Raw genomic sequence first — 23,676 nt, 5'->3', positions numbered from 1 at the left:
GTGCCCGCCGCGGCACAGCGACGCACTGCTGCATTCAAGGCGCTCGGAATCAACTCAAGCGCACCCGACTCGCGCGCGGCCCCTGTCATGCGGCTGTGCAGGGATGGAGCGGCGATGCTTGCCGAAACAGATGCGCAGATCAGCACATCTACCTCGCGCGATGACCGCCAGCCTCACTGCAGGCTTTTCGCACGCTCGGCGTAGTCGACGAAATCGGCGTTCACCACGTCGTACCACAGCAGCGTGCCATCGGCCTGGACGCGGAAACGGTCGCGCACCGGGCTGGTCTGCGGGTCGCCGGGGCAATCGTCGCCATGGCGCTCGTGTACGGCAAATTCGAACGCGCCCGGCGAAGCCGCATCGTCTTCTTCTGCCATGATGCTGATGCAGTTGTCCGGGTAGACACGATCGCTCTGCAGGCGGGCTTCGAGCACACGTAACGCACGGGCTTGCACGTCGGCGCTGGCAGCCGGTGCAGGCGCGGTCGCGGCGGGTTTGGGCTGTGTGGCGACCGGGTCGGTGGGTTGCTGCTTGCATCCGGCAACCGCCAGCGCGGCCAGGCAGACAAGCGCATAGCGCAGGGACGTGGACATGAGGGCTCCGCTCGACAGGACAGGGCCGGCAGTTACCGGCGGTGCGCCTAGTCTGCGCGATCCACGCGCGCGGGTGTAGCGAACAAGCCCGGCACACGCGGTGCCGGGCCGGACCTGGATCAGGGAAGAAACCCTAACGGAAGCCGGCAATCGTGGCCTTGGTGTTGACCAGCACGCGTTGGTTGTCGGCGGTGCTGGCGTTGCCCATCGGCACGCCGTTGTAGCTGATGTTGGGGTTGGACCAGTAGTTCAACCGCGGGCAGCCGCTGGTGCAGTCGTAGGCCATGATGGTGCGCCAGCTGTTGCCGTAGCGGTAGCCGTGGCCATAGGCATACGGCGAGGTGCTGGGGTCGTTGGTGGCGTCGTGGCGTGCGCTCTGCAGATGCCCGATTTCATGCGCGAAGCTGTAGTAGCCGGTGGCGCAATCCCAGTACACCGATGCGAATGCGCTTGCGGCGGTCGAGCCGATCCCCGACGCCAGACCGCAGTAGCTGCTGTTGTCCAGCACAATCACGCCCACATCGGCAGTGTAGGTATTGCGGCTGGTGTGGATGCTGTCCATGTAGCCGTCGTTGGTCACACGGAAGCGCTGCAGGTCGGTGGTGAAGTTGCCGGTTTCGGTGTAGCTGTTGGTCTCGTAGCGCGCCAGCTGCAAGGTGATGCCCACGTTGCTGTTGATGTAGCCCTGGTTGGCTTCGGCCACCGCCAGCTGCACCAGCGATTGCATGTTGCCGCCATAGGCGGCCACGGCCTTGTTGGTGGCGACCACCAGCACGCGGATGGTGGCCGGGCTGCCGGACGATGCGGCAGCGGCGGTAACGCGTCCGTCACTGGGCATGTCGAACTTCGGCAGCAGGCTGTATTCGGCCGGATGCTCCTGCGGCATGCGCTGCTCGTCCACCTGCACCAGCACGTGGCGGCCATCGGCGAGCGGACGCAGGCGATACAACTTGTCGGCGTAGCGGATGGTGCCGGTGACAGTGTCGCCGCTGCGCACCAGGATGGCCGAGTTCAGCGGGTCAACGCCCGACAGCGTGCGCGCGCGGGTGCCGGCACGCGGGCCGAGGTTGCCGTACCACACGCTATCGCCGCCCTCCAGTGCATCTACCTTGGCCTGGGTGGCAGTAATGGTCTGGCCGTCCAGCTGCAGTTCCAGCAGTTTTTCCGTCGCGGTCACCGCGCCGGCGTCGAGCTGGACCACTTGTGCGTTGGCAGTGGACGGGGCGCTCAACAGGCGTTGCAGCGCAGGTTCGGCTGCAGCGGTGGCAGTGGCGCTGCGGCTCAGCGCAGGGCCGGTTTGATACAGCGGCTTGCCGGCAGCGGCGGCCGAACCAGCCAGGCACATGGCGATCAGACCCACCGTGGTGCACATCGACTTCGACTTCATCGTCTCTCTCTACCTTAGACATGAAAGTTACGGATGTGAAACACCGGGCCCCTGCCCCCGCGACGCCATTAGGACACCTTGGACCGCACCGAATGCAAGTTGTTACAACAGAAAATTACGTTTATGTGATGCTTGCCAACGACTGGATGCGATTCCAATGATGATCACGCAGGAACCAGCGCACAGTTCGCGCGCCAAGCCGCGCCGATGTGCAGCCCGAGCTGAGGTGGCGCGGCATTGTCTGCAGCTTCGACGTCGTCAAGTCCGGGGACGCTGTCGCGATCAGGGTCAGCGGTGGGCCGCCATCGAATGCGCACTTCGATCGCTTCGCCACGCAACTGCATTGGGGCTTCATGCGCGCCGCTGTGGACCACACTTGCGTGTCTCGACACGGGCTTTCACCTCGGCAGTGGCACTTCGATCGGCCCACCGCGGTGATCGAAACATCGGGGCACACAGTGCGCTGCGCATGCGCCGCCCGCTCAGCCAGCCTGCTCCACCAGATCGGCCAGTTCGTCTTCGTCGAAACCGGCAAGCAACCGCGCTTGCAGATTGAACGGCCCATGCAGATAGCCGCCGGCGTATTCGCGCAGCAAGGCCTTGAAGCGTGCGCGCGGCTCGATGCCGGCCCGCTCGCAATACCAGCGATACCAGCGTGAGCCGGCGGCCACGTGTGCCACTTCTTCGCGCAGGATGGTTTCGAGCACCTCGGCGGTGGCAGCGTCGCCAAGCGCGCGGAGTTTGACGATCATTGCCGGCGTGACGTCCAGACCGCGCGCTTCGAGCACGCGCGGCACCAGGGCCATGCGGGCCAGGCCGTCGTGCGCGGTTTTCTCGCACATTTCCCATAAGCCGTTATGCGCGGCGAAGTCGCCGTAATCGCGCTCGTGCGCCTGCAAGCGTGCGCGCAACAGCATGAAATGGCGCGATTCGTCATCGGCCACTGCCACCCAATCGGCATAGAACGCCTGCGGCAGACCACGGAAGCGATACACCGCATCCCAGGCCAGGTCGATGGCGTTGAGTTCGATATGCGCGATGGCGTGGATAAACGCCGCGCGCCCGTCCGGCGTTCCCAGTCCGCGTCGCGGCAGCTCGCGTGGATGCACCAGGATTGGTGTTGGCGGCCGGCCCGGCATGTGGATCGGTTCGGGCGCAGGCGCCGCCGCATCGATCACCACATGACCCGCGCGAAAGGCCGCTGCGTACTGCTGGGTCAACGCGACTTTCTGCAGCGGGTCGGCCTGGTCCAGACACTGGCGCGCAGCAGCGAACAGATCGGCGCTCTCGAACGAACCGGTGCTCATGCCGTCGGCCGCAAGGTGTGACCGCTTGTGGCAGACACGCAGTACGCCCGCAAGCGCCCGCAGGCGCGCTGTGTTGCACAGCCTGCCGGCAGCATCAGCGCAGCCAAGCGGCCGCGCCACCGCACTAACTCAGGCGCGACGACGCTTCTTGGCATCGTCCGAGCGCAACTGCTGGATGCGTTCGAAATAGCCCGGCTCGATGCCGGTGATGTACTCGCCGTTGAAGCACGAGGAATCGAACTGCTTGATGTCCGGGTTACCTTCGCGCACTGCTACTTCCAGGTCTTCCAGGTCCTGGTAGATCAACCAGTCACAGCCGAGGAATTCCTGGATTTCCAGCTCGCTGCGGCCATGCGCAATGAGCTCTTCTGCGGCCGGCATGTCGATGCCGTAGATGTTGGGATAACGCACCGGCGGCGCGGCCGAGGCCAGGTACACCTTGCGTGCGCCAGCATCGCGCGCCATCTGCACGATCTGCCGGCTGGTGGTGCCGCGCACGATCGAATCGTCCACCAGCAGCACCACGCGGTTGCGGAATTCCAGATGGATCGGATTGAGCTTGCGACGCACCGACTTCTGCCGCTCGCCCTGCCCCGGCATGATGAAGGTGCGGCCCACGTAACGGTTCTTGACGAACCCCTCGCGGTATTTCACGCCGAGCACGTTGGACATTTCCAGCGCCACATCGCGCGAGGTGTCCGGGATCGGAATGATGGTGTCGATGTCGTGGTCCGGACGCAGGCGCAGGATCTTTTCGCCCAGCTTCAGGCCCATGCGCATGCGCGCCTTGTGCACCGAGATGTTGTCGATCATCGAATCGGGACGCGCGAAATACACGTATTCGAAAATGCACGGGGCGTTGTTGGTCGGCGAAGCGCAGACTTCCGAAAACAGCTCGCCACGCGCGGTGATCACCAGCGCTTCGCCCGGGCGCACGTCGCGCACGCGCTGATACCCCAGGATATCGAGCGCGGCCGATTCGGAGGACACGATGTATTCGGTGCCTTCGGCGTGCTCGCGCTTGCCCAGCACCAGCGGGCGGATGCCGTGCGGGTCGCGGAACGCCACCAGGCCCAGGCCCAGCACCACGCTGACCACCGCATAGCCGCCCTTGCAGCGGCGATGCACGCCGGCCACCGCGCGGATTGCCGCTTCGGGGGTGAGCATGCGCTGCGCGTCCAGCTCGTAGGCGAACACGTTCAGCAGCACTTCGCTGTCCGAATCGGTGTTGATGTTGCGGCGGTCGGCTTCGAACACCTGCTGGCGCAAGGCCTCGGTGTTGATCAGGTTGCCGTTGTGCGCCAGTGCAATGCCGTAAGGCGAGTTGACGTAGAACGGCTGCGCCTCGTCCATGCCTTCCGAACCGGCGGTCGGGTAGCGGCAATGCGCGATGCCGACGCGGCCCTCCAGCACCGCCATCTTCTTTTCGTCGAAGACGTCGCGCACCAGGCCATTGGCTTTTTGCACACGCAGGCGCGTGCCATCTGCGGTGGCGATGCCTGCGGCGTCCTGCCCACGATGCTGCAGGACGGTCAGGCCGTCATACAGCTGCCCGGCGACGTTCTGGTTGCCGACAATACCGACGATGCCACACATGGTGCGCGTTCTCCGCTGCGGCTTGCGCCGTTACTGTGAAGGTGGCCGTGCCTGGCCTTGGGATTCGACCCGAGCCGGGTCGCTTTCTCCGCCGCGAACCTGCGCCGGATCGATATTGGCCGGCATTGCCTGCGTCGGATCGCGTCCGTCGCCAGCCGTCTTGCCGGATTTGCCAAGCGCACGCGTGATGGTGTCGCTCAGGCCGGAACCGCCAAGTGCCTTGCCCAGGTCCGTATTATCGCCTGCCGAGGGCAACTTCCCCAACTCCGTTGGCAAGTTGTCGAGTTCCATCGATGGCATCTCCATCGACGGCATCCGCCATGCCGGCAGTTGCGCGCGCATCCAGCCGGCACCGGGCTGGAGCATGGGCAGCAGCACCGACTGGCGCCAGGACGGCTCGCGCGGCAGCGGGGTGAAGCCCATCAGCAGCACCAGCACGCTGGCCAAGAACGCGCCGCGCACCACGCCCAGGCCGAAGCCGAGCATGCGGTCGGTACCACCGAGCTTGACCGCGTCCACGCCGGCGCGGATGACCATGCCGATCACGGCAACGCTGATCAGCACGCCGACGAACACCATGGCATAGCCGCCGAACGACTCGGTGGCCGACGGATGCTTGCCATCGGCCAGCCAGCGCGCCGCTGCGCCGCCGAACAGAAAGGTGGCCCAGCCGGCCAGCAGCCACGACAAGGTGCCGACCACGATCGCGACAAAGCCGCGCAACAAGCCCAACAGGGCCGACACCAGAATGATGACGCCCAGCACCATGTCGATCATCGGCGAGGTCTCCGCGCGGCGCGCACGCCGTGGCTGTAATCTGGCTCGGTCGTCATTGCCCTCCCCTCCGTGGGTGCGAGGCGTTCAAAAATCCTGCCGCAGCCGGCAGCGCAATGCGGGCAGCTAGCGGACACATGGCGGTGCGCCGGCAATGCAGTGTACGAGCGGATGCCATAGACGCAGCGGCCGCGCTTGCGTGCGGCCGGCGCAGACGGTTACGGATGCGGACGCACCATGCCGGAAATGCCGACCTTGGCCGCAACCTGCGCACGTAACTGTTCCGCATCGCCGCGATTGGCCACCGGGCCGACACGCACGCGGTTGAGCGCGCCCTTGTCGGTACGCACCTGCTCGACGAAAGCGCTGAAGCCGGCGGCGCGCACGCGGTCGCGCAAGGCATCGGCGTCTTCGGCACGACCGAATGCGCCCAGCTGTACGGCAAACCCGACGCCGCTCGCGGCCGGAGCGGCCGGCGCGGTGGCAGCGGGCTTGGCCGGTTCGGGCTTGGCCGGCGCTGCCTTCGCAACCTCCGGCTTGGCTGGCGTGGGCGTGGGCGTGGGCGTGGGCGCTTCGGCGGGCTTGGGTGCCGCAGCGACCGGCTTGGCCGGTTCCGGCGGCAGGCTTTCGGTCTTGGTCGCGGCGGGCGCACTGGCGGCGGCCACGCTGCTGGTCGGTTTGACAGCCGGCGCAGGCGTCGGCGCCGGTGCGGCGGCATTGGCATCCAGCGTCACCACCTGCGCATTGACGTCGCTGCGCACCTTCACTGCCTGCAGGCGCGCCGATTCGGCCTGGGCCTGGTCGGCATACGGGCCGACGCGCACGCGCCAGGCCGGGCGGCCATTGATCTGGGTTTTTTCGCTGAAGCCGGGCAGCTGCGCCTGCTTGAGCCGCGCCATCACCGCATCGGCATCGGCACTGGTGGCGTAGGCACCGAAATTCACCGCGTAGTTGCCGGCGGCCACATCAGGGGCGGACGGCGCGCTGGAGGGCTTGGCCAGGTCGGCCGCATCCGGGTTGTCCTGCACCGCTGCCGGCGCCGTGGCGGCACCGCGCATGCCCAGTGCACCACCGGCCGGCGCATCGCCCGGGGTGACCAGCGGCAACTCGCGGGTTTCGAATTCGCCATTGCCGGGCGCGGCAGGTGCTTCGAGCGGCACATCGGCCACACCGCTCGACGGCGCGGGGCCTTTGACCAGCATCGGCAGGAAGATCACGGCAAGTGCCACCAGAACGATGGCGCCAATCAGTCGCTGTTTCAGAGCAGTGTCCACAGAAGAGAGCTAAAGGCGGCGTGGCGGGGTGCCGCAGCGATTATAAGGCCGGCGCCACCTCGCCGACCCTAGTGGGCTGAATGAAGTGCGTTTAGCGCATCGGCCACGGTATGAAACGAGCCGAACACCAGCAAACGGTCGCCAGGCTGGGCGGCGGCCAGCACCGCGCGCACGGCATGCGCGACATCGGCAAGACACACCGCCTGCGCCGCAGCCGTGCCCTGCAGACGCTGCTGCAAAGCCTTCGCCGATTGTGCACGGACGCCTTGTAGCCCCGCCAGCGTCCAGTGATCCACCTGCGCCGCCACTGCCTCCACTACGCCCACCGCATCTTTGTCCGCCAGCGCGGCATAGACGGCATGGGTGACGCCGGCGATCGGCTGCGCGGCCAGTGCCTGACCCAGCGCGCGTGCAGCCTGCGGGTTGTGCCCGACATCCAGCAGCACCTGCACGCCGGCAATATCGATGCGCTGCAGGCGCCCCGCAACTTGAGCATCGGCAATACCCTGCGCCCAGGCCGCTGCAGGCACGTCTACCGGCAAGGCCTGCAACGCGGCGATCGCGGCTGCAGCGTTGGCCAGCTGTATCGGCGCGTGCAATGCCGGCATCGGCAGCTCCAGGGTCACTGCCACATCGCGCCAACGCCATTGCGGCGCGTCGGCTTGCTGGGTCTCAGCATGCTGCGCCTCGATCGGCTCGAAGAAATAATCGCTGCCGGCGCGGATCGCATTCGCACCCAACTGGTAAGCGCGACGCAACACACTGGAAGGCGGGTCGATTTCGCCCAGCACCACCGGCTTCCAGGCGCGGATGATGCCGGCCTTCTCGGTGCCGATCGCTTCGCGATCCTGGCCCAGCCAGTCGGTGTGATCGATGTCCACGGTGGTGATGACCGCCACATCGGCATCGATGATGTTGACCGCATCCAGGCGCCCACCCAGGCCGATTTCCAGTACCGCCAACTCCAGCGCGGACTGCTGAAACAGCCACAGCGCGGCCAGTGTACCGAACTCGAAATAGGTCAGCGTGGTGTCGCCGCGCACTGCCTCGACCGCAGCGAACGCTTCGACCAGCTGCGCGTCGCTGGCCTCGTTGCCGTCGATGCGCACGCGTTCGTTGTAGCGCAGCAGATGCGGCGAGGTGTAGGCACCCACCTTCCAGCCGGCCGCCCGCCCGATCGCCTCGATAAAGGCCACCGTAGAGCCCTTGCCATTGGTGCCACCGACGACGATGACGTGCTTGGCCGGCGCTGCGATCTGCAACCGCGCCGCGACCTCGCGCACACGCTCCAGACCCATGGCAATGGCGCTGGGATGCTGCTGCTCGATATAGGCGAGCCAGTCGGAGAGTGTGGCGGGAGTGGTCACGGTATTACCTGGCGTTCTTTCATGGCTGAAATTATCGCGGTTAATGACGTCTTGAACCAATAGTGGCGAGACCCTTCGATCCTTGAATCACAATCTTTAATGCCTGCCTCGCACATCAATGAACACACATCAAAATCATCGCGCGCGGCACCGGCGCGAGTTGCACATCACAATGGGTGGCGTGCCGGTGGTAATGGTTTGCCGAGAGAGTAACCATGCACGGTGGAACCCAAAGATGAGCGTTTGCCTTGAATGACTGCACTCACCGCGCCATTCGGGAAGCTCATCAAATCGTGCTCGCGCATGCAAAGCCGCCCAGGTACGCCATGGGGCAGTGGAGAGATCATGAGTCCGTAAGGGCATATCAGGCTTCTATGCGCAGGGCGTACGAGCACCTGTTCCGAATACATGCTGCCAAATGCCTCGGTCCATGCCCACGGGACAATCCTGACGACCAGCGCCCATGCCACCAATCCAATCACCATCGTCGCCATCAGCCATCGGAAGATGCAGCGTTCAATACCGATTCGCTGCAGCTGACGCTGCAGCCTGCCACTGGCATTGGCCCAGAGCACCGTGCCAAACAGGGCTATGGCAGCGAAACAAAACACCACTAGGGTGAGGTCGATCAAAGCATTGGCTGGCGGAAGAAATTTGAAAGAATTAGCAAAGAAAAGCAACGCCGTCGGCGTTAAAAACAAAATAGCTAAACGTATAAGATGCGGCCTATGCATTCGTTGGACACCCGGCAAAAGTAGACACAGTCCTTCCTTGTGCGCCACACCTACCCGTGACTGCTACAACGCCCGATGCTTGGCTTCTCCGAAAAACGGCGTGTGATGCGCGCAATCGTTCAGGCGCACCACTTCCAGATGATCCACGTCCTCACCTTCGAGCAGGTTGAGCGTGGTCGGTGCCTGGCGGAAGGTCCACAGCTTGGACAACGGCAGGCCCAGAATCTTGCACAGGATCACGCGATTGACTGCATCGTGCGCCACCACCAGCAAGGTGTCGTCGGCGCCCAGGCCATCGGCGGCACGCGCCAGGCCGCGCCAGCTGCGGTCCAGCACCTGACGCAAGGATTCGCCACCGGGCATCAGCACGGTGTCGGGTTCTTCGCGCCAGGCGCGCAGACGTGCGGGATCCTTGTCGTTGATCTCGCTGGCCAGCAGGCCTTCCCATTCGCCGTGCGCAATTTCCTGCAGGTCGGCATCGGTCTGGAGTAACGCTTCGCGCGAAGCGCCCAAGGCAGCCTTGGCGGTGGCCTGCGCGCGCGACAGCGGCGATGCCACTGCGCGGTCGATCTGCAGCGTGTGCAGCCGTTCGCCCAACGCGCGTGCCTGGCCTTCGCCCACCGGCGACAGCGGAATATCGATCTGGCCCTGGTAACGGCCTTCGGCGTTCCACGGCGTCTCGCCGTGACGAGCAAGCAGGATGCGCATGCGCTGGGAGTTCCTTGGGGAGGGGCCGAGTCGCCGCAGCGAAACGGGAGCGCATGATAACCCTTACCGCCTCCCCGCCGGCCGGCCGCGTCAGCGCACGCCGAGCTCCTTCAGCAGCTGCGGCGCCGGGGCGACTTCGGTCATGATCCAACGCATATAACGGCTGTCCACGGCAATCATGCGGGTCATGGCCGGGTCGAAGATCCAGTTGCTGCTCACCGACTCCCAATTTCCGTCGAAGGCCAGACCGACCAGCTTGCCTTGCGCGTCCATCACCGGCGAACCGGAGTTGCCGCCGGTAATGTCCAGATCCGAGAGGAAGTTGACCGGTACCGAACCCAGGCGCTTGTCCTCCAGGCCGGCATAGCGCTTGGCCTTGACCGCATCCAGCAGGGACGTGGGCGAATCGAACGGTTCGGCGCCGGTTTCCTTGGCGGCGACCCCTTCCAGCGTGGTGAATGGCGTATAGGCCACGCCATCCTTGGGGGTGTAGCCCTTGACGTTGCCGAAGGTGATGCGCAGCGAGAAGTTGGCGTCCGGATAGACCGATTCGCCCTTGCTCCTCCGGTAGTCGGCCAGGGCTTGCAGATACACCGGCCGCGCCTTCAGCTGCTCGCCAGTGTGCAGCTTGTCCTCGCGCTCGATCTGCAACAGCGTTGGGGTCACCGCCACGGCGTACCGAATCGCCGGATCGGTGCTGGCTTCGAAGGCGGCCCGGTCGGCAGCGAGCCACTTCAGCCGCACGTCGGTGCTGCCCAACGCAGTGCCTTCGAGCTTGCCCAAGGCGGCCTGCACGGCGGCCGCATCGCTGCCACCCAACCACTGGTCCAGCGCAGCGATGCGCTGGTTGGCCGGCAGCTTCAGATACTGGCTGAGCCAATACTGTTGAAGTTGACGATCCATGGCCGGCACGTAGCGGCGCTCCATCTGCTTCATCGCCGCTTCGATGGTTGGCAGGTCGCGGTCCTGGTAACCGGATTCGCGTTGCGCATCGGGCTTGGCACGCTCCAGCGCCAGCCGGTACAGCGTCACCGCTGCACCCACCGTACCGGTGGAGTCGAACTGGCGCAGCACGAAATCGCGCTGCTGGGTGGCTTGGCTGTTTTTGAGCAGTTTGACCAAGGTGTCGTGCGCCGCAAGCGCGTTGCGCCCGCTTGCACCCCGCCCCTTGAGCCAGGCCAGCACCGCGGCTTCGTCGGCCTGCTTGGTGGCCTGCGCGCCAATGCGCTTGAAGCCTTCCAGTTGCCCGTCGAAGTTCTTGGCGGAGTTATTGAAGCTGGCCACGGTGCTGGCGTATTTCACCTGGATGTCGGGATCTTGCTTGCCGGCCTGTTCGATCAGGCCGATCACGTCCTTGATCTGCTGGCCGACCACCGGGTAGGTCCAGCTGGCGGTGTTGTCGAATTCGGCTGCCAGTGCATAACGGTTGGTCTTGTACGGATAGCCGGCCACCATCACGAAGTCGCCGGCGCCCAGCGGCTGGTCGGCAAACTTCAGGAAGTGCCTGGGCTGGTACGGCACATTGTCCTTGGCATAGGCGGCGGGCTTGCCGTCCTTGCCGACGTAGGCGCGATAAAACGAGAAATCGCCGGTGTGCCGCGGCCACATCCAGTTGTCGATGTCGCCGCCGAACTTGCCCACGCTACCGGGCGGTGCATAGGCCAGGCGCACATCCTTGATCTCCAGACTTTTGAACAACCGATAGGCGTTGCCACCGGCAAAACTGAAGAACTGGCAGCGGTAACCCGGCTGCGCTTCGCAGGCGGCGATCTGTTGCTTGCTGAAATCCTCAAGTGCCAGCGTGCGCTTGAGCGCATCGTCTCCGGCAGTGGCCATCGCCGCCTTGGCCGGCGCTGTGACGTCGGTAATGGCGTCGAGCACGTAGATACGCGCACTTGGGCCTGCGCTGAGCTCGTCTGCAGGGCGTGCAGCGTTGAACCCGTCCTTGATCAGATTCTTTTGCGCGGTGGAGTTGAGCTGGATCGCGCCATAGGCACAGTGGTGATTGGTGACGACCAACCCCTGCGGTGACACGAAGCTGGCGGTACAGCCACCCAGCGCGACCACGGCGCCCATCGGATCGCCGGTCAGGTCGGCCAGTTGCTGCGGCGAAAGACGCAAGCCGGCTTGCTGGAGTGGCCCGGCAATTTCCGGCAGTTGTTGTGGAACCCACATTCCCTCGCCAGCCTGCGCAGATGCGGCAACGGCCAGCGTGGCCAGGATGGAAACAGCAAACAGGTTCGGACGCATCGATAGCCCCAGAGTCATTTCGTTAGAGTGTAACGCTGACGTCGGCGACGCACGCCATGACTGATGGCAGGGTCGGCACCCGCTGCTGTCGGTAAGCGGGCGTGTCGCCGTGCGGCATGCGGCGGCCTGGCGGCCTGTGTCGCAGCGGCAGCTAAGCGCCAGCTTGAACGCGGCCGAATGCGGGGTCGCTGCGGCCGGGCCTGCCGGTTTCCAGATGCCCGGCCAGCCGGCGGCGGAAGGCGCTGCCCGGTTGCTCCACGACAAGGTCGTACCAGTGATCGCTCGCAGCGAGCGCCAGGCGAATGGTTTCGCGCTGACCTGCGGCCAGCTGCAACGAACGTGCGGTTGGGTCTGCATAGCCCAGCGCACGCAGCTGCACCGTACAGGCGTGCTGCCCGGCATTGCCGATGTCCAGCACCAAGACGTCGCCATCCTGCCGCGCGTCTACCCAGGGCGCTGCCGATGGAGCGGAGGTCGATGAAACCTCGCCTGCGAATTCGCGCAGGAAGCCATTTGGTCCGTGCACGCGCACGTTGTACTTGCCGTTGTGCATTGCCCCAACCGGCACATCGTCCAACTGCGTGCCGGGCAGCACCGTGTAATACCACGGGCCGCCACTGGCAGCGCTGCTGTAGACGTTGAACGCCGCTGCAGCCGCACCGCTGTTGACGAACTGCAGCTGCACACCGGTGTTGTCGCGCACCCGTGCATGCACTTGCAACGCATATGGCAATGCGCGCGCGGGACGTTGCCCCGGTTCCTGTTTCGGCATCGTTGCGGCGGTGGGTGCAACCGGCAGCGGTTTATCGCGTACGGCGGCCGTGCGTGCGCGGTAGTCGTCGACCGATGGCAACGCGCTCAACGCCGAGTCGTCCGGCTTGCGGAAGTCGAACACGCTGGTGAGATCGCCGCTGACCGCACGTCGCCATGGGCTGATATTCGGCTCGGCCACACCGAAGCGACGCTCCAGCAGGCGCAGCACCGAGGTATGGTCGAACACCTGCGAATTGACCCAGCCGCCCCGCGTCCACGGAGAGATCACCAACATCGGCACGCGGATTCCAAGGCCGACCGGCACACCGTTGTACGACTCACCGCGCACATCGACATTGCTGCGCCCCATGCGTGCGTCCAGCGCCGGCAGCGGTGCGGGCACATGATCGAAGAAGCCGTCGTTCTCGTCGTAATTGATGATCAATGCAGTCTTGGCCCACACCTCCGGACTGGAGGTCAGCGCGTCGATCAAACGCGCCACCAGCGATTCGCCATAGGCCGGCGGCGCTTCGGGATGTTCGCAATACGCGGTGGGCGGAATGATCCACGACACCTGCGGCAGGCGCTTGGCCTGCACATCGGCTGCAATGGCCGCAATCAGGTGATCGGCCTGGGTGTGTGCTGCATTTTCTGCGGTGGACCCGGGCACGCAGGCACGTGCGCGCCGATAGCGCTCGTCGGCGCGGTCGAGCCCCCGGTAGTGCGCAAAATATGCCAGCGAGTTGCAGCCGAAGTTGTCGTATTCCTGGTACACGCGCCAATCGATGCCGGCGGCCTGTAGCCGCTGCGCATACGTGGTCCAGCCCATCGCCGCGTAACCGGGCTTGTCGCGCGCCATGTCGGCGGTCCAGTTGCCATCGTCGGCGTTGTCGGCCACCTGTGCGCGCAGGTCACCCACGCTCAGGCCGCTAGTGCCGGTGAACAGGTACATGCGGTTGGGATTGGTCGGCCCATGCATCGAGCAGAAATAGCCATCGCAAATGGTGAAAGCGTCGGCGAGCGCGTGGTAGTACGGGATGTCCTGACGCTGGAAATACCCCATCGTCAGCTCGCCCTTGTACGGCACCCAGGCGTCGTATTCGGCCCAGCGTGCCGGGTCCTGCCGGTGGCCGGCTTTCCAGGAGTGATCCAGGCTCTTGATCAGCGGCGCGCAGGTGGTTTGCGAATCGAAGGCGAACGGCAACAGGCGCCGTCCATCGGCCGCAGGCTGGCTCCAGACCGGGTTGCCGTCGCGCAGTTGCAACGCATGCGGGTCGCCGAATCCGCGCACGCCACGCAGTGCGCCGAAGTAATGATCGAACGAGCGATTTTCCTGCATCAGGATCACCACATGCTCGATGTCGCGCAATGTGCCGGTGCGCGAATTGGCCGGCAGCGCCAGCGCGCGCCTGATCGACGAAGGCAGCGCGCCCGCCGCAGTGAGTGCAGCAACCCGCTTGAGGAAATCGCGGCGCGAAGCAGATGACGTCATGACCAAAATCCTGGCGAAGCCTATGCAATGCAGCGCGCGATGCGGCTGCAGAGCACGTGTATAGCGGGCAAGCACGACAGTTTTGCGACAGCCACCGTCATCAATGTTTCATGAGCCGTTGACACCCTGCGTCGCGAAACGCCGGTGTTGCACCGCGCGTCCGCCCTCCGCCGCGCTCGAACAGGATTCCCCCATGACTTCCGCTCGTCGTTTTGATGTCACTCCGCTGGCGCTCGCCTTGGCCGCGCTGCTTCCCATCATGGCGCAGGCCGCCGACCCGGTGACCGCCAGCGTGGCCGACGCACCGGCAACGCCGGCCGATGCTGCAGGCAATGCAACGCAGCTGGATGCCATCAACGTGGTCTCGCAGGGCAGCACGCGGCAGGTGCAGCGCATCAGCCGCCAGGACATCGAACAACTCACACCGGGCAGCAGCGCCTTCAAGGCCGTCGAAAAACTGCCCGGCGTGCAGTTCCAGTCCGCCGATCCGTTCGGCACCTACGAATGGTCCACGCAGGTCACCCTGCACGGCTTCGATCAGAGCCGTCTGGGCTACACGCTCGACGGCATCCCTCTGGGCAACATGAGTTACGGCGTCACCAACGGCCTGCACATCACCCGCGCCATCATTTCGGAAAACCTTGGTTCGGTGGAAATCGCGCAAGGCGCCGGCGCGCTCGGTACTGCGTCCAACACCAATCTCGGCGGCACCCTGCAGTTCTATTCGGCCGATCCGCAGACCACGCCGGGCGCGCGGCTGGTGCAGACGGTGGGCAGCGATGCGACGCGCCGTACCTTCGTGCGTGCCGACACCGGCGACCGCAACGGCTTGTCGGCGTACCTGTCCTACGCCAATGCCAGCACCGACAAATGGAAGGGCTTCGGCGACCAGACTTCCGAACAGGCCAACCTCAAGACCGTGTACCAATGGGGCGACGGCAACCGGCTGAGCCTGTTTCTGGACACCTCGCGGCGCAAGGAATACGACTACATGGATCTGTCGTTGACCAGCCAGCGTGCGCTGGGCTGGGACTACGATTATCTGCAGCCGGACTGGTCCACCGCCGTGCAGATGGCGCGTGCATATCAAAACACCGGCGCCACCAGCGGCGTGGCCAACGGTTACCCGCAATCGTTGGCCGGGCTGCCCAGCGATTACAGCTGGCTCGATGCCAGCTACTACGCCGGCGGTGGCCTGCGTCGCGACAATCTCGCCGGCCTGTCCGGCACCTTCGTGTTCGGTGGCGCCACGCTCGATGCCACCGGCTACTACCACGCCAATCGCGGCGAAGGGCAGTGGGTGACGCCGTACGTGGTCACCTCGGCGCAGATTCCGGTGTCGCTGCGCACCACCGACTATGGTCTGGACCGTTTCGGCGGCACCAGCGCCTTGAAGTGGTCGTGGGGCAATCACGATCTGGAAGTCGGTGCATGGGCGGAAAACGCGCGCACCACGCAGGGCCGCAATTACTTCGCGCTTGGCAACGAGGGCTATACCTCGCTGTACAACATCTACGAAGCACAGACCCCGTTCCGCCGCGATTTCCAGCAGCGCTACACCACCCAGACCCGCATGCTGTACCTGCAGGACACCGTGCGCCTGCTCGATGACCGGCTGACGCTGAACTACGGCGCAAAGGCGCTGGACACCACCACGCGTGCGCAATCGCTGGTGCCGACCACCGCACTGGCGCAGGGCCGCATCCGTGCCGAAGACAACTTCCTGCCGCAGGTGGGCGTGAACTACAAACTCGACGAGCGCCAGGACATCTACGCGTCCTACAGCAAGAACATCGCCGCCTTCGGTTTCACCCCGTTCGCCACCTCGCAGGCCGCCTTCGACCGCAGCCGCTCCACGCTGGAGCCGGAGCAGTCGCAAACCGTGCAAATGGGTTACCGCCTGCAGGACGAGCAGTTTCAGCTCTCGGCCGACGCCTACTTCACCAAGTTCTCCAACCGCCTGCTGACCACCTCGCCGTGCACCGCGGTGCAGACCTGCGCCCAGATCCTGAGCAACGTCGGCGCGGTGCACAGCGCCGGTGCGGATCTGGCGCTGATGTGGCGCCCGGTCGAAGGCCTGAGCTGGTTGAACTCGCTGTCATGGAACCGCTCCCGCTATCAGGACGATTACCTCAACAACGGCGTGGTGGCCACGGCCGGCAAGGACGTGGTCGGCATCCCCGCGTTGATGTTCTCTTCCAGTGCCAGCTACCAGCTTGGCAACCTGCGCCTGGATCTGGACGGCAAGTACGTCGACAAGCGCTACATCACCTTCCTCAACGATTCGCAGGTGCCGTCGTACTGGTTGTTCAATGCAGGCGCACGCTACGACTTCGGCCGCGTGGGCCCGGTCGAGAATGTCGCGCTCGCCCTCAACATCACCAACCTCACCGACAAGCGCTACTTCGCCAGCACCGGCACCAACGGCTACGTCGCCTCCGATCCGAACGGCTACAACCAGACCATGGTGGTCGGCGCGCCGCGGCAGTACTTCATGAGCCTGGATGTGAAGTTCTAAAACGGGTCAGCAGCGCGCCGGTGGCACTTCTCCAGCAGGAAAAAAAGTCCCTCTCCCGCCGGAGGCGAGAAGTACCGCATGCGCGCCAATAGCGCGCATGCCTTGGAGCGCCCGCGCTGCCAGCGCGGGCTGGGGCGCGGAGCGGGGTTGAGTGAGGGTACGGGCGAAGCCCTGGTGTCGTTCCAACTGCACGAGGCTTCGCTCGCACCCTCACCCGGCGCTACGCGCCACCTTCTCCCCATGAAGGAGGACAATGTCCCGACGGGAGAAGTACGCAGTCACACCTTCCCCTGTGGAACCTTGGCTAGCACCACCACTTACTTCCCGCACCGCCGCATGGCTTCACTGCCGCGGCGCTTATAATTGCCAACTTACTTTTACTCAGCAGGCCCCGCCAGATGGCGCAGACGATGAAGGCGCTGGTCAAGCGCGAAGCGAACAAAGGCATCTGGCTGGAACAGGTCCCCGTCCCGACACCCGGCCCCAACGAGGTGTTGATCAAGCTGGAAAAGACCGCCATCTGCGGTACCGATCTGCATATCTACCTGTGGGACGAATGGAGCCAGCGCACCATCACCCCCGGCCTGACCATCGGCCATGAGTTCGTCGGCCGCGTGGCCGAGCTCGGTTCGGCAGTCACTGGCTATCAGGTCGGCCAGCGCGTCTCGGCCGAAGGCCACATCGTCTGCGGTCACTGCCGCAACTGCCGCGGCGGCCGTCCGCATCTTTGTCCGAATACGGTCGGCATCGGCGTCAACGTCAACGGCGCCTTCGCCGAATACATGGTGATGCCGGCGTCCAACCTGTGGCCGATCCCGGACCAGATTCCGTCCGAGCTGGCCGCCTTCTTCGACCCCTACGGCAACGCCGCGCACTGCGCGCTGGAATTCGACGTCATCGGCGAAGACGTGCTGATCACCGGCGCCGGCCCGATCGGCATCATTGCCGCGGGCATCTGCAAGCACATCGGTGCGCGCAATGTGGTGGTCACCGACGTCAACGATTTTCGGCTCAAGCTGGCCGCCGACATGGGCGCCACGCGCGTGGTCAACGTCTCCAAGACCTCGCTCAAGGACGTCATGGCCGACCTGCACATGGAAGGCTTCGATGTGGGCCTGGAAATGAGCGGCAACCCGCGCGCGTTCAACGACATGCTCGATTGCATGTACCACGGCGGCAAGATCGCCATGCTCGGCATCATGCCGCGCGGCGCCGGTTGCGACTGGGACAAGATCATCTTCAAGGGCCTCACCGTGCAGGGCATCTACGGCCGCAAGATGTACGAGACCTGGTACAAGATGACGCAGCTGGTGCTGTCGGGTTTCCCGCTGCACAAGGTGCTGACCCATCAGTTGCCGATCGACGATTTCCAGAAGGGCTTCGACCTGATGGAAGAAGGCAAGGCCGGCAAGGTTGTGTTGAGCTGGAATTGATCGGCTGATTGTGCAGTTACGCAAAAGGCGCCGCGAGGCGCCTTCTGTATTTCGGTCTTCAAAAGTGCTTAAAAACGCAGCGAGTGACCCTTGGGTGCAGACGAATCGCTTCAAGACACGCGACGTCGGCAAGGATGCAGACAAAGCTCAGTCGGTTGGGTGCGCGTGACCTTGCTAGTCGCTCTGTTGAAACCTACGCATACCGGCATCTCCACTGGTCCTTGCCCGCCCACCCTCGCGGGACCCTTGGCGCATGGATGCCGCCACGGGGCTTACATGGACGTACTTGCAGCGTGTCCTGCGATGGTGGGCAGGCAAGGCCCTGCAGCCAAGACACAGATCAACCGCTCTACAGGTGATCGATGCGCACGATGCAATCACGCCAAAACAAAACAACCAAGATTTAAAGCTAAAGGGTCGTTTAAATAGGCGGCGAAGAATCCACGTAGCACTTCTTTCCGCCTCACCACTCCACAGCCAACTCGTCAGAGCCGCTGTTTAATCCATCGCCATCATGGCCAGGTAACCGTCGCAGTTGCCACAAGATGGTTCTGCGAATTCTGCCGACCAAAACCGAATTCGGCTGCTTCGCTGGTGTCGTAATAGCCCACGCTCAGACCCAGCGGGCCGAACGTCTTGCCCACGTTGACGCCGAAATCGTTGTAGTCGTGGTCCACCTGACTCAGCGACGAGGTGTAGACGCTGTGCCCTGCATGCGCGCCGAATGTGAAGTCGTACGGCAACGCCCAGTTGGCGTCCAGTGCGTAGTAGTAACCGTCGGTGTCGGTGCCGTACAAATCGTTGGTGTAGGCAAGGGTCAGGCTGTAGGTCTTCAGGAACGTGGTCTTGGTGATCAGCTCGGCGTAATTGGAAGCGCCCGCGCCCAGATATTGATAGCGGTTCACCACCACGTCGAGATTGAAATGGGTGCTCAGGTCGGTGTTGTAGCCGACAAAACCATCCACTTCCCAGTCCGGATCGCCCGCACCGAAGTCGACATTGGAACCCCAGGTGCCGACGTAGAAGCCATACGGCAGTTTGTATGTGAGCCCGGCCTGAAATGCAGGCTCTTCGTTGGTCTGCGAAATACCGCGAAACAAGTAGTCGCTGGTCACCGCAAAGGTGCCGCTGAGCGGGGACGCGGGAGCGTCTTCATCCTGTGCCTGGGCCAATGGCGTTACACACATCAGCAGCAACGACAGACAACAAGCGGGCGGGAACGACTTCATGGGCATCTCCTGGTGCGATGGGCGGGTGGATGGCGCGAAGCGAATCTGCAATGACTTATTAGTTCAACTTTCATTGCAGCGCAACATAAACGTCGCGCCCGCTTGATCCAGCGCACACACTCGGGTGCCGATGCGCCGATCAGGTGTCCGTCTCATCGACCGCTTGCACCGAATCTTGATGTTCAGGATTCAAGATTGGGCATTGGGGATTGGTCACAGCCAAGACGAAGGCGCGCTGTGTAGTCTCCCTTCCAGCTGGCCCATGCCCGCCAGCGATGCCAGCGCTCACCTACGCGGGAAATACCCCGTATTGTCGCGCTGCCAGCCGCAGCTGCTGGCCCGGCTGAAAATTACCGGCCGAGGCCGGCAGTTCCACTTCCACTTCATTACCGGCCGGCTCCAGCGTGACGCGCAAACGCAGGCGCGCGCCACTGCGCTGCGACCATGCCACCGTCGCCGGCCAGCCGGTCTCGTCGGGCACCAGATCTTCAGGCCGCACATACACCTCGACCGGCCCCGCAGCCAACGCAGCATTGGCCAGCGGCAGCGCATGCCCGGCCACCTGGATCTGGCCCTGCGCCAACACGCCGGGAATGCGGTTGACCGCACCCACGAACGAATACACGAATGGCGAGGCCGGCTTGTCGTAGATGATTGCTGGCGTGTCGAGCTGCTCGATGCGGCCGCGGTTGAGGATGGCGACGCGGTCGGCCAGTTCCAGCGCTTCTTCCTGGTCATGGGTGACGAACACCGTGGTCAGGCCGGTGCGTTCGTGCAACTCGCGCAGCCAGCGGCGCAGGTCGCGACGTACCTGCGCATCCAGCGCGCCAAATGGTTCGTCCAGCAGCAGCACGCGCGGCTCGATCGCCAACGCACGCGCCAGTGCCACACGCTGGCGCTGCCCGCCGGAGAGCTGGGTGGGATAGCGCTGCTCCAGGCCCTGCAACTGCACCAGTGCCAACAGTTCTTCCACCCGTGCACGGATGCGCGCTTCGGCCCAACGCTCGTTGCCACGCCGCACGCGCAAACCGAAGGCGATGTTCTCGAACACGTCCATATGCTTGAACAGCGCGTAGTGCTGAAATACGAAGCCGACCCGGCGCGATTGCACGCTCATGCGGGTGGCATCTTCATCGCCGAACAGCACCTGCCCGCCATCGGCATGCTCCAGCCCGGCCATGATCCGCAGCAGTGTGGTCTTGCCCGAGCCGGAAGGACCGAGCAAGGCTAGCAACTCGCCCTGGCGCACGTCCAGGGTGATGCCGTCCAGGGCGGTGAAGGTCTCGAACTGCTTGCGCAGGCGGTGGATGCGGATGCCCATGGTCACCTCAATGGCGGTGGTTTGCGGCCAGCGAATCGCCGTGCCGCCATTCCAGATACGTCTTCAGCGCAAGCGTCAGCAGCGCGGTCAATGCCAGCAGCGAGGCGCACGCAAATGCAGCGCTGTAGGCGTATTCGTTGTAAAGAATTTCCACATGCAGCGGCAGCGTATTGGTGCGCCCGCGGATATGCCCGGATACCACCGAGACCGCGCCGAACTCGCCCATCGCACGCGCCGCGCAAAGCAGCACGCCGTACAACAGACCCCAGCGGATATTGGGCAAGGTCACGCGCCAGAACATCTGCCAGCCGTTCGCACCCAGGCTCAGCGCGGCCAGTTCTTCATCGCTGCCCTGCTGCTCCATCAGCGGCATCAACTCGCGCGCGATGAAGGGAAACGTGACGAACGTGGTCGCCAGCACGATGCCCGGCAACGCGAACACGATTGGCGGCAGCTGGACCACAAATTCGCCCAGCGCCGGCAACTGCACATGCCAGCCTTCGTCGATCAACGGCCAGGCCCAGCCGCTGCGGCCGAAGATCAGCACGAAGATCAAGCCCGCCACCACCGGCGAGACCGAGAATGGCAGATCGATCAGGCTGACCAGCAGGCGTTTGCCCCAGAACTGATGCTTGCTGATGGCCCATGCCGCAGCCACGCCGAACACCAGATTCAACGGCAGCACGATCGCCGTCACCAGCAGCGTCAGCTTGATCGCCGACAGCGCATCCGGGTCGACCACTGCACGCAGGAACGTCTCCCAGCCGCCGCGCAGCGCTTCGGCAAACACCAGCACCAGCGGCAGCAGCAGGAACGCCAGCAAGAAAACCAGCGCGCCCAGAATCATCAGCCATTGCACCCAACGCGGCTCGTTGGTGGCCGAATCGGTGATGCGGCGTGCCTGCTCGCTCATTGCGCGGGTCTGCACCATGGAAGGCAGCGATGAAACAGCATCGCTCATGCGGGCCTCCTTTGATAGCGCAGCAGGCGTGCCTGCAGCGTATTGACCAGCAGCAGGATCACGAACGACAGCAGCAACATGGCCGCGGCAATCGCAGTGGCGCCAGCGTAGTCGAATTCCTCCAGCCGGATGGTGATCAACAGCGGAGCGATTTCAGTGGAATTGGGCAGGTTGCCGGCGATGAAGATCACCGAGCCGTACTCGCCCACCCCGCGCGCGAAGGCCAATGCAAAACCGGTCAACACCGCCGGCCACAATCCCGGCAGCACCACCCGCCACACTGTCTGCCAGCGCGAGGCGCCCAGCGTGGCGGCAGCGGCTTCCATCTCACGCTCGCTCTCGGCCAGCACCGGCTGCACCACCCGCACTACGAACGGCAGGCCGACAAACACCAGCGCCAGCACGATACCCAGCTGCGTGTAGGCCACCTTGATGCCGATCGCTTCCAGCCAGCGCCCGACCCAGCCGTTGCCGCCGTAGAGCGCGGTCAACGCAATGCCAGCCACGGCCGTCGGCAACGCGAACGGCAGATCGATCACCGCGTCGAACAAGCGCTTGCCCGGGAAGTTGTAACGCACGAACACCCAAGCCACCCAGGTGCCCATCACCGCATTGAATGCACCCGCCGCGAACGCCGTGCCAAAGCTCACCCGCAGCGCCGACAACACGCGCGGCTCGCTCCACACTTTCCATAGGCCGTCCCAGCCCAGGCCGCTGGTCTTGATGAAGATCCCCAGCAGCGGGATCAGCACGATCAGGCCCAGCCAGGTCAGCGTGATACCAAGACTCAGGCCCAGCCCCGGCATCACGCGTCGGCGCGATGGCGACGCTGGACGTGCAACCGACGTCTGCATGCTTACTTCTTGGCCTGGATCTGGTCGAACACGCCGCCATCGGCGAAGTGCTCCTGCTGCGCCTTATCCCAGGAGCCGAATGCCTGCTGGATGGTCACCAGCTTGATGTCCGGGAAGCGGGCCACATCCGCCGGATCGGCAAATTCGCGATGCCGCGGGCGATAGAAATGCTTGGCGGCCAGCTTCTGCCCTTCCGGCGCATACAGATAGCGCAGGTAGGCTTGGGCCACCTCGCGCGTGCCGTGCTTGTCGACGTTCTTGTCGACCAGCGCCACGGAAGGCTCGGCCAGGATCGACAACTTCGGCACCACGATCTCGAACTTGTCCTTGCCCAACTCTTCGCGCGCCAGCAGCACCTCGTTTTCCCAGGCCAGCAGCACATCGCCGATACCGCGCTGCACGAAGGTGGTCGTGGCGCCGCGTGCGCCGGTATCCAGCACCGGCACGTTGCGGAACAACGCCTGCATGTAGCGCAGGATGCGTTCGCGGTCGCCCTTGAAGATATGGTCGGCATACGCCCAGGCGGCCAGATAGTTCCAGCGCGCGCCGCCGGAGGTCTTGGGGTTGGGCGTCACCACCGCCACGCCCGAGCGCAGCAGGTCAGGCCAGTCGTGGATGTTCTTAGGGTTGCCCTTGCGCACCAGGAACACGACGGTCGAGGTGTACGGCGCACTGTTGTCGGGCAGGCGCTTCTCCCAATCGGTGTCGATCAGCCTGGCCCTCTGCGCGATGGCATCCACGTCGTAGGCCAGCGCCAGCGTCACCACATCGGCCTCGATGCCGTCGATGACCGCGCGCGCCTGCTTGCCCGAGCCGCCATGCGAGGTTTCCACGGTCACCGTGTCCTGCGGATGCTGCCGCTTCCACTGCGCAGCAAAGGCGGTGTTGTAGTCGCGGTAGAACTCGCGGGTGGGGTCGTAGCTCACGTTGAGCAAGCCGATCTCGCGCGCGCCTGCCGGGCCGGCCAGGACCAGCAAGGTGCAAAGAAGGGAAGCAAAACGGAAACGTGGGTAGGTCACGACGATCTCCTGGCCGATTGAGCGCAGCTGAATAGCAAGCATGCCATGCTGCGCAGCGGCACGCAGGCGGTGAAATGACATCAGCGCAGCCGCTTATGCCGATTTT

At 64.4% G+C, this 23,676-nt stretch carries 19 protein-coding genes; 2 read left to right on the top strand and 17 right to left on the bottom strand.

Going from position 1 to position 23,676, the window contains the following annotated elements; all coding sequences use genetic code 11:
- Positions 1-173 precede the first annotated feature (173 nt).
- From M3O59_RS05115 to M3O59_RS05060, 12 genes are all read right to left on the bottom strand, one after another.
- Positions 174-593 (bottom strand): hypothetical protein, encoded by a 420-nt coding sequence (locus M3O59_RS05115; RefSeq protein ID WP_116906211.1) that lies wholly within the window; start codon positions 591-593, stop codon positions 174-176.
- Between the two features lie 133 nt (positions 594-726).
- Positions 727-1,980, bottom strand: coding sequence for a zinc-dependent metalloprotease (locus M3O59_RS05110; protein ID WP_116906210.1), 1,254 nt, complete (start codon positions 1,978-1,980; stop codon positions 727-729).
- A gap of 164 nt (positions 1,981-2,144) precedes the next feature.
- Entirely contained in the window at positions 2,145-2,324 is a 180-nt protein-coding gene (locus M3O59_RS05105; protein WP_147308517.1) for a hypothetical protein, read from the bottom strand.
- Positions 2,325-2,462: 138 nt separating this feature from the next.
- The gene (locus tag M3O59_RS05100) at positions 2,463-3,287 is read right to left on the bottom strand and encodes a ferritin-like domain-containing protein (protein WP_116906209.1); all 825 of its coding nucleotides are present in this window, start codon (positions 3,285-3,287) and stop codon (positions 2,463-2,465) included.
- A gap of 129 nt (positions 3,288-3,416) precedes the next feature.
- Complete coding sequence (gene purF / locus M3O59_RS05095) at positions 3,417-4,883, bottom strand: amidophosphoribosyltransferase (RefSeq protein WP_064634233.1); 1,467 nt, start codon at positions 4,881-4,883, stop codon at positions 3,417-3,419.
- A 30-nt stretch (positions 4,884-4,913) separates the two neighbouring features.
- Entirely contained in the window at positions 4,914-5,660 is a 747-nt protein-coding gene (locus tag M3O59_RS05090) for a CvpA family protein (RefSeq protein ID WP_064634232.1), read from the bottom strand.
- A 215-nt stretch (positions 5,661-5,875) separates the two neighbouring features.
- Positions 5,876-6,931 carry an SPOR domain-containing protein gene (locus M3O59_RS05085; protein WP_116906208.1) on the bottom strand — a complete coding sequence of 352 codons (1,056 nt, stop codon included), beginning with the start codon at positions 6,929-6,931 and terminating at the stop codon, positions 5,876-5,878.
- Positions 6,932-6,999: 68 nt separating this feature from the next.
- Positions 7,000-8,229: a bifunctional tetrahydrofolate synthase/dihydrofolate synthase gene (folC, locus tag M3O59_RS05080; protein ID WP_249045671.1), complete on the bottom strand. Its 1,230-nt coding sequence runs from the start codon at positions 8,227-8,229 to the stop codon at positions 7,000-7,002.
- 236 nt (positions 8,230-8,465) lie between these two features.
- On the bottom strand, positions 8,466-9,032 hold the full coding sequence (locus M3O59_RS05075; protein WP_147308516.1) for a hypothetical protein: 567 nt from the start codon (positions 9,030-9,032) through the stop codon (positions 8,466-8,468).
- A 63-nt stretch (positions 9,033-9,095) separates the two neighbouring features.
- Entirely contained in the window at positions 9,096-9,740 is a 645-nt protein-coding gene (locus M3O59_RS05070) for a histidine phosphatase family protein (RefSeq protein ID WP_116906206.1), read from the bottom strand.
- Positions 9,741-9,830: 90 nt separating this feature from the next.
- Positions 9,831-11,915 (bottom strand): S46 family peptidase, encoded by a 2,085-nt coding sequence (locus M3O59_RS05065; protein ID WP_181920596.1) that lies wholly within the window; start codon positions 11,913-11,915, stop codon positions 9,831-9,833.
- A gap of 226 nt (positions 11,916-12,141) precedes the next feature.
- Positions 12,142-14,235, bottom strand: coding sequence for a phosphocholine-specific phospholipase C (locus tag M3O59_RS05060; protein WP_249046808.1), 2,094 nt, complete (start codon positions 14,233-14,235; stop codon positions 12,142-12,144).
- A gap of 103 nt (positions 14,236-14,338) precedes the next feature.
- Here M3O59_RS05060 and M3O59_RS05055 point away from each other — a divergent pair, with 103 nt between their 5' ends.
- Both M3O59_RS05055 and tdh read left to right on the top strand, forming a co-directional pair.
- Entirely contained in the window at positions 14,339-16,753 is a 2,415-nt protein-coding gene (locus tag M3O59_RS05055; RefSeq protein WP_116905560.1) for a TonB-dependent receptor, read from the top strand.
- 398 nt (positions 16,754-17,151) lie between these two features.
- Positions 17,152-18,186, top strand: coding sequence for an L-threonine 3-dehydrogenase (tdh, locus tag M3O59_RS05050; protein ID WP_179455019.1), 1,035 nt, complete (start codon positions 17,152-17,154; stop codon positions 18,184-18,186).
- Between the two features lie 512 nt (positions 18,187-18,698).
- Here tdh and M3O59_RS05045 read toward each other — a convergent pair.
- From M3O59_RS05045 to M3O59_RS05025, 5 genes are all read right to left on the bottom strand, one after another.
- Positions 18,699-19,415 (bottom strand): TorF family putative porin, encoded by a 717-nt coding sequence (locus M3O59_RS05045; protein WP_116905558.1) that lies wholly within the window; start codon positions 19,413-19,415, stop codon positions 18,699-18,701.
- Between the two features lie 289 nt (positions 19,416-19,704).
- A complete protein-coding gene (locus tag M3O59_RS05040; protein ID WP_116905564.1) occupies positions 19,705-20,736 on the bottom strand; it encodes a sulfate/molybdate ABC transporter ATP-binding protein in 1,032 nt (343 codons plus the stop codon).
- 7 nt (positions 20,737-20,743) lie between these two features.
- A complete protein-coding gene (cysW, locus tag M3O59_RS05035) occupies positions 20,744-21,697 on the bottom strand; it encodes a sulfate ABC transporter permease subunit CysW (RefSeq protein ID WP_064634223.1) in 954 nt (317 codons plus the stop codon).
- Positions 21,694-22,551 carry a sulfate ABC transporter permease subunit CysT gene (cysT, locus tag M3O59_RS05030; protein ID WP_064634222.1) on the bottom strand — a complete coding sequence of 286 codons (858 nt, stop codon included), beginning with the start codon at positions 22,549-22,551 and terminating at the stop codon, positions 21,694-21,696. Before cysT ends, cysW begins: the two co-directional genes overlap by 4 nt.
- A 2-nt stretch (positions 22,552-22,553) precedes the next feature.
- Positions 22,554-23,651, bottom strand: a complete 1,098-nt coding sequence (locus tag M3O59_RS05025; protein WP_147308474.1) for a sulfate ABC transporter substrate-binding protein — start codon at positions 23,649-23,651, stop codon at positions 22,554-22,556.
- Between the last annotated feature and the right edge of the window lie 25 nt (positions 23,652-23,676).

Source organism: Xanthomonas nasturtii, assembly GCF_023337365.3.
Classification (GTDB): domain Bacteria; phylum Pseudomonadota; class Gammaproteobacteria; order Xanthomonadales; family Xanthomonadaceae; genus Xanthomonas; species Xanthomonas nasturtii.
Note: the sequence above shows the minus strand (reverse complement) of the source record. Positions and strands in the feature narration are given on the sequence as shown.

Bases quoted from the DNA above. Each gene is read 5' to 3' on its own strand.
- cysT (WP_064634222.1), bottom strand. From the start codon at position 22,551: ATGCAGACGTCGGTTGCACGTCCAGCGTCGCCATCGCGCCGACGCGTG.
- M3O59_RS05100 (WP_116906209.1), bottom strand. From the start codon at position 3,287: ATGAGCACCGGTTCGTTCGAGAGCGCCGATCTGTTCGCTGCTGCGCGC.
- purF (WP_064634233.1), bottom strand. From the start codon at position 4,883: ATGTGTGGCATCGTCGGTATTGTCGGCAACCAGAACGTCGCCGGGCAG.
- M3O59_RS05075 (WP_147308516.1), bottom strand. From the start codon at position 9,032: ATGCATAGGCCGCATCTTATACGTTTAGCTATTTTGTTTTTAACGCCG.
- M3O59_RS05090 (WP_064634232.1), bottom strand. From the start codon at position 5,660: ATGATCGACATGGTGCTGGGCGTCATCATTCTGGTGTCGGCCCTGTTG.
- M3O59_RS05060 (WP_249046808.1), bottom strand. From the start codon at position 14,235: ATGACGTCATCTGCTTCGCGCCGCGATTTCCTCAAGCGGGTTGCTGCA.
- cysW (WP_064634223.1), bottom strand. From the start codon at position 21,697: ATGAGCGATGCTGTTTCATCGCTGCCTTCCATGGTGCAGACCCGCGCA.
- M3O59_RS05055 (WP_116905560.1), top strand. From the start codon at position 14,339: ATGTTTCATGAGCCGTTGACACCCTGCGTCGCGAAACGCCGGTGTTGC.
- M3O59_RS05025 (WP_147308474.1), bottom strand. From the start codon at position 23,651: ATGTCATTTCACCGCCTGCGTGCCGCTGCGCAGCATGGCATGCTTGCT.
- M3O59_RS05070 (WP_116906206.1), bottom strand. From the start codon at position 9,740: ATGCGCATCCTGCTTGCTCGTCACGGCGAGACGCCGTGGAACGCCGAA.
- M3O59_RS05110 (WP_116906210.1), bottom strand. From the start codon at position 1,980: ATGAAGTCGAAGTCGATGTGCACCACGGTGGGTCTGATCGCCATGTGC.
- M3O59_RS05040 (WP_116905564.1), bottom strand. From the start codon at position 20,736: ATGGGCATCCGCATCCACCGCCTGCGCAAGCAGTTCGAGACCTTCACC.
- M3O59_RS05045 (WP_116905558.1), bottom strand. From the start codon at position 19,415: ATGAAGTCGTTCCCGCCCGCTTGTTGTCTGTCGTTGCTGCTGATGTGT.
- folC (WP_249045671.1), bottom strand. From the start codon at position 8,229: ATGGGTCTGGAGCGTGTGCGCGAGGTCGCGGCGCGGTTGCAGATCGCA.
- M3O59_RS05065 (WP_181920596.1), bottom strand. From the start codon at position 11,915: ATGTGGGTTCCACAACAACTGCCGGAAATTGCCGGGCCACTCCAGCAA.
- M3O59_RS05105 (WP_147308517.1), bottom strand. From the start codon at position 2,324: ATGCAGTTGCGTGGCGAAGCGATCGAAGTGCGCATTCGATGGCGGCCC.
- tdh (WP_179455019.1), top strand. From the start codon at position 17,152: ATGGCGCAGACGATGAAGGCGCTGGTCAAGCGCGAAGCGAACAAAGGC.
- M3O59_RS05115 (WP_116906211.1), bottom strand. From the start codon at position 593: ATGTCCACGTCCCTGCGCTATGCGCTTGTCTGCCTGGCCGCGCTGGCG.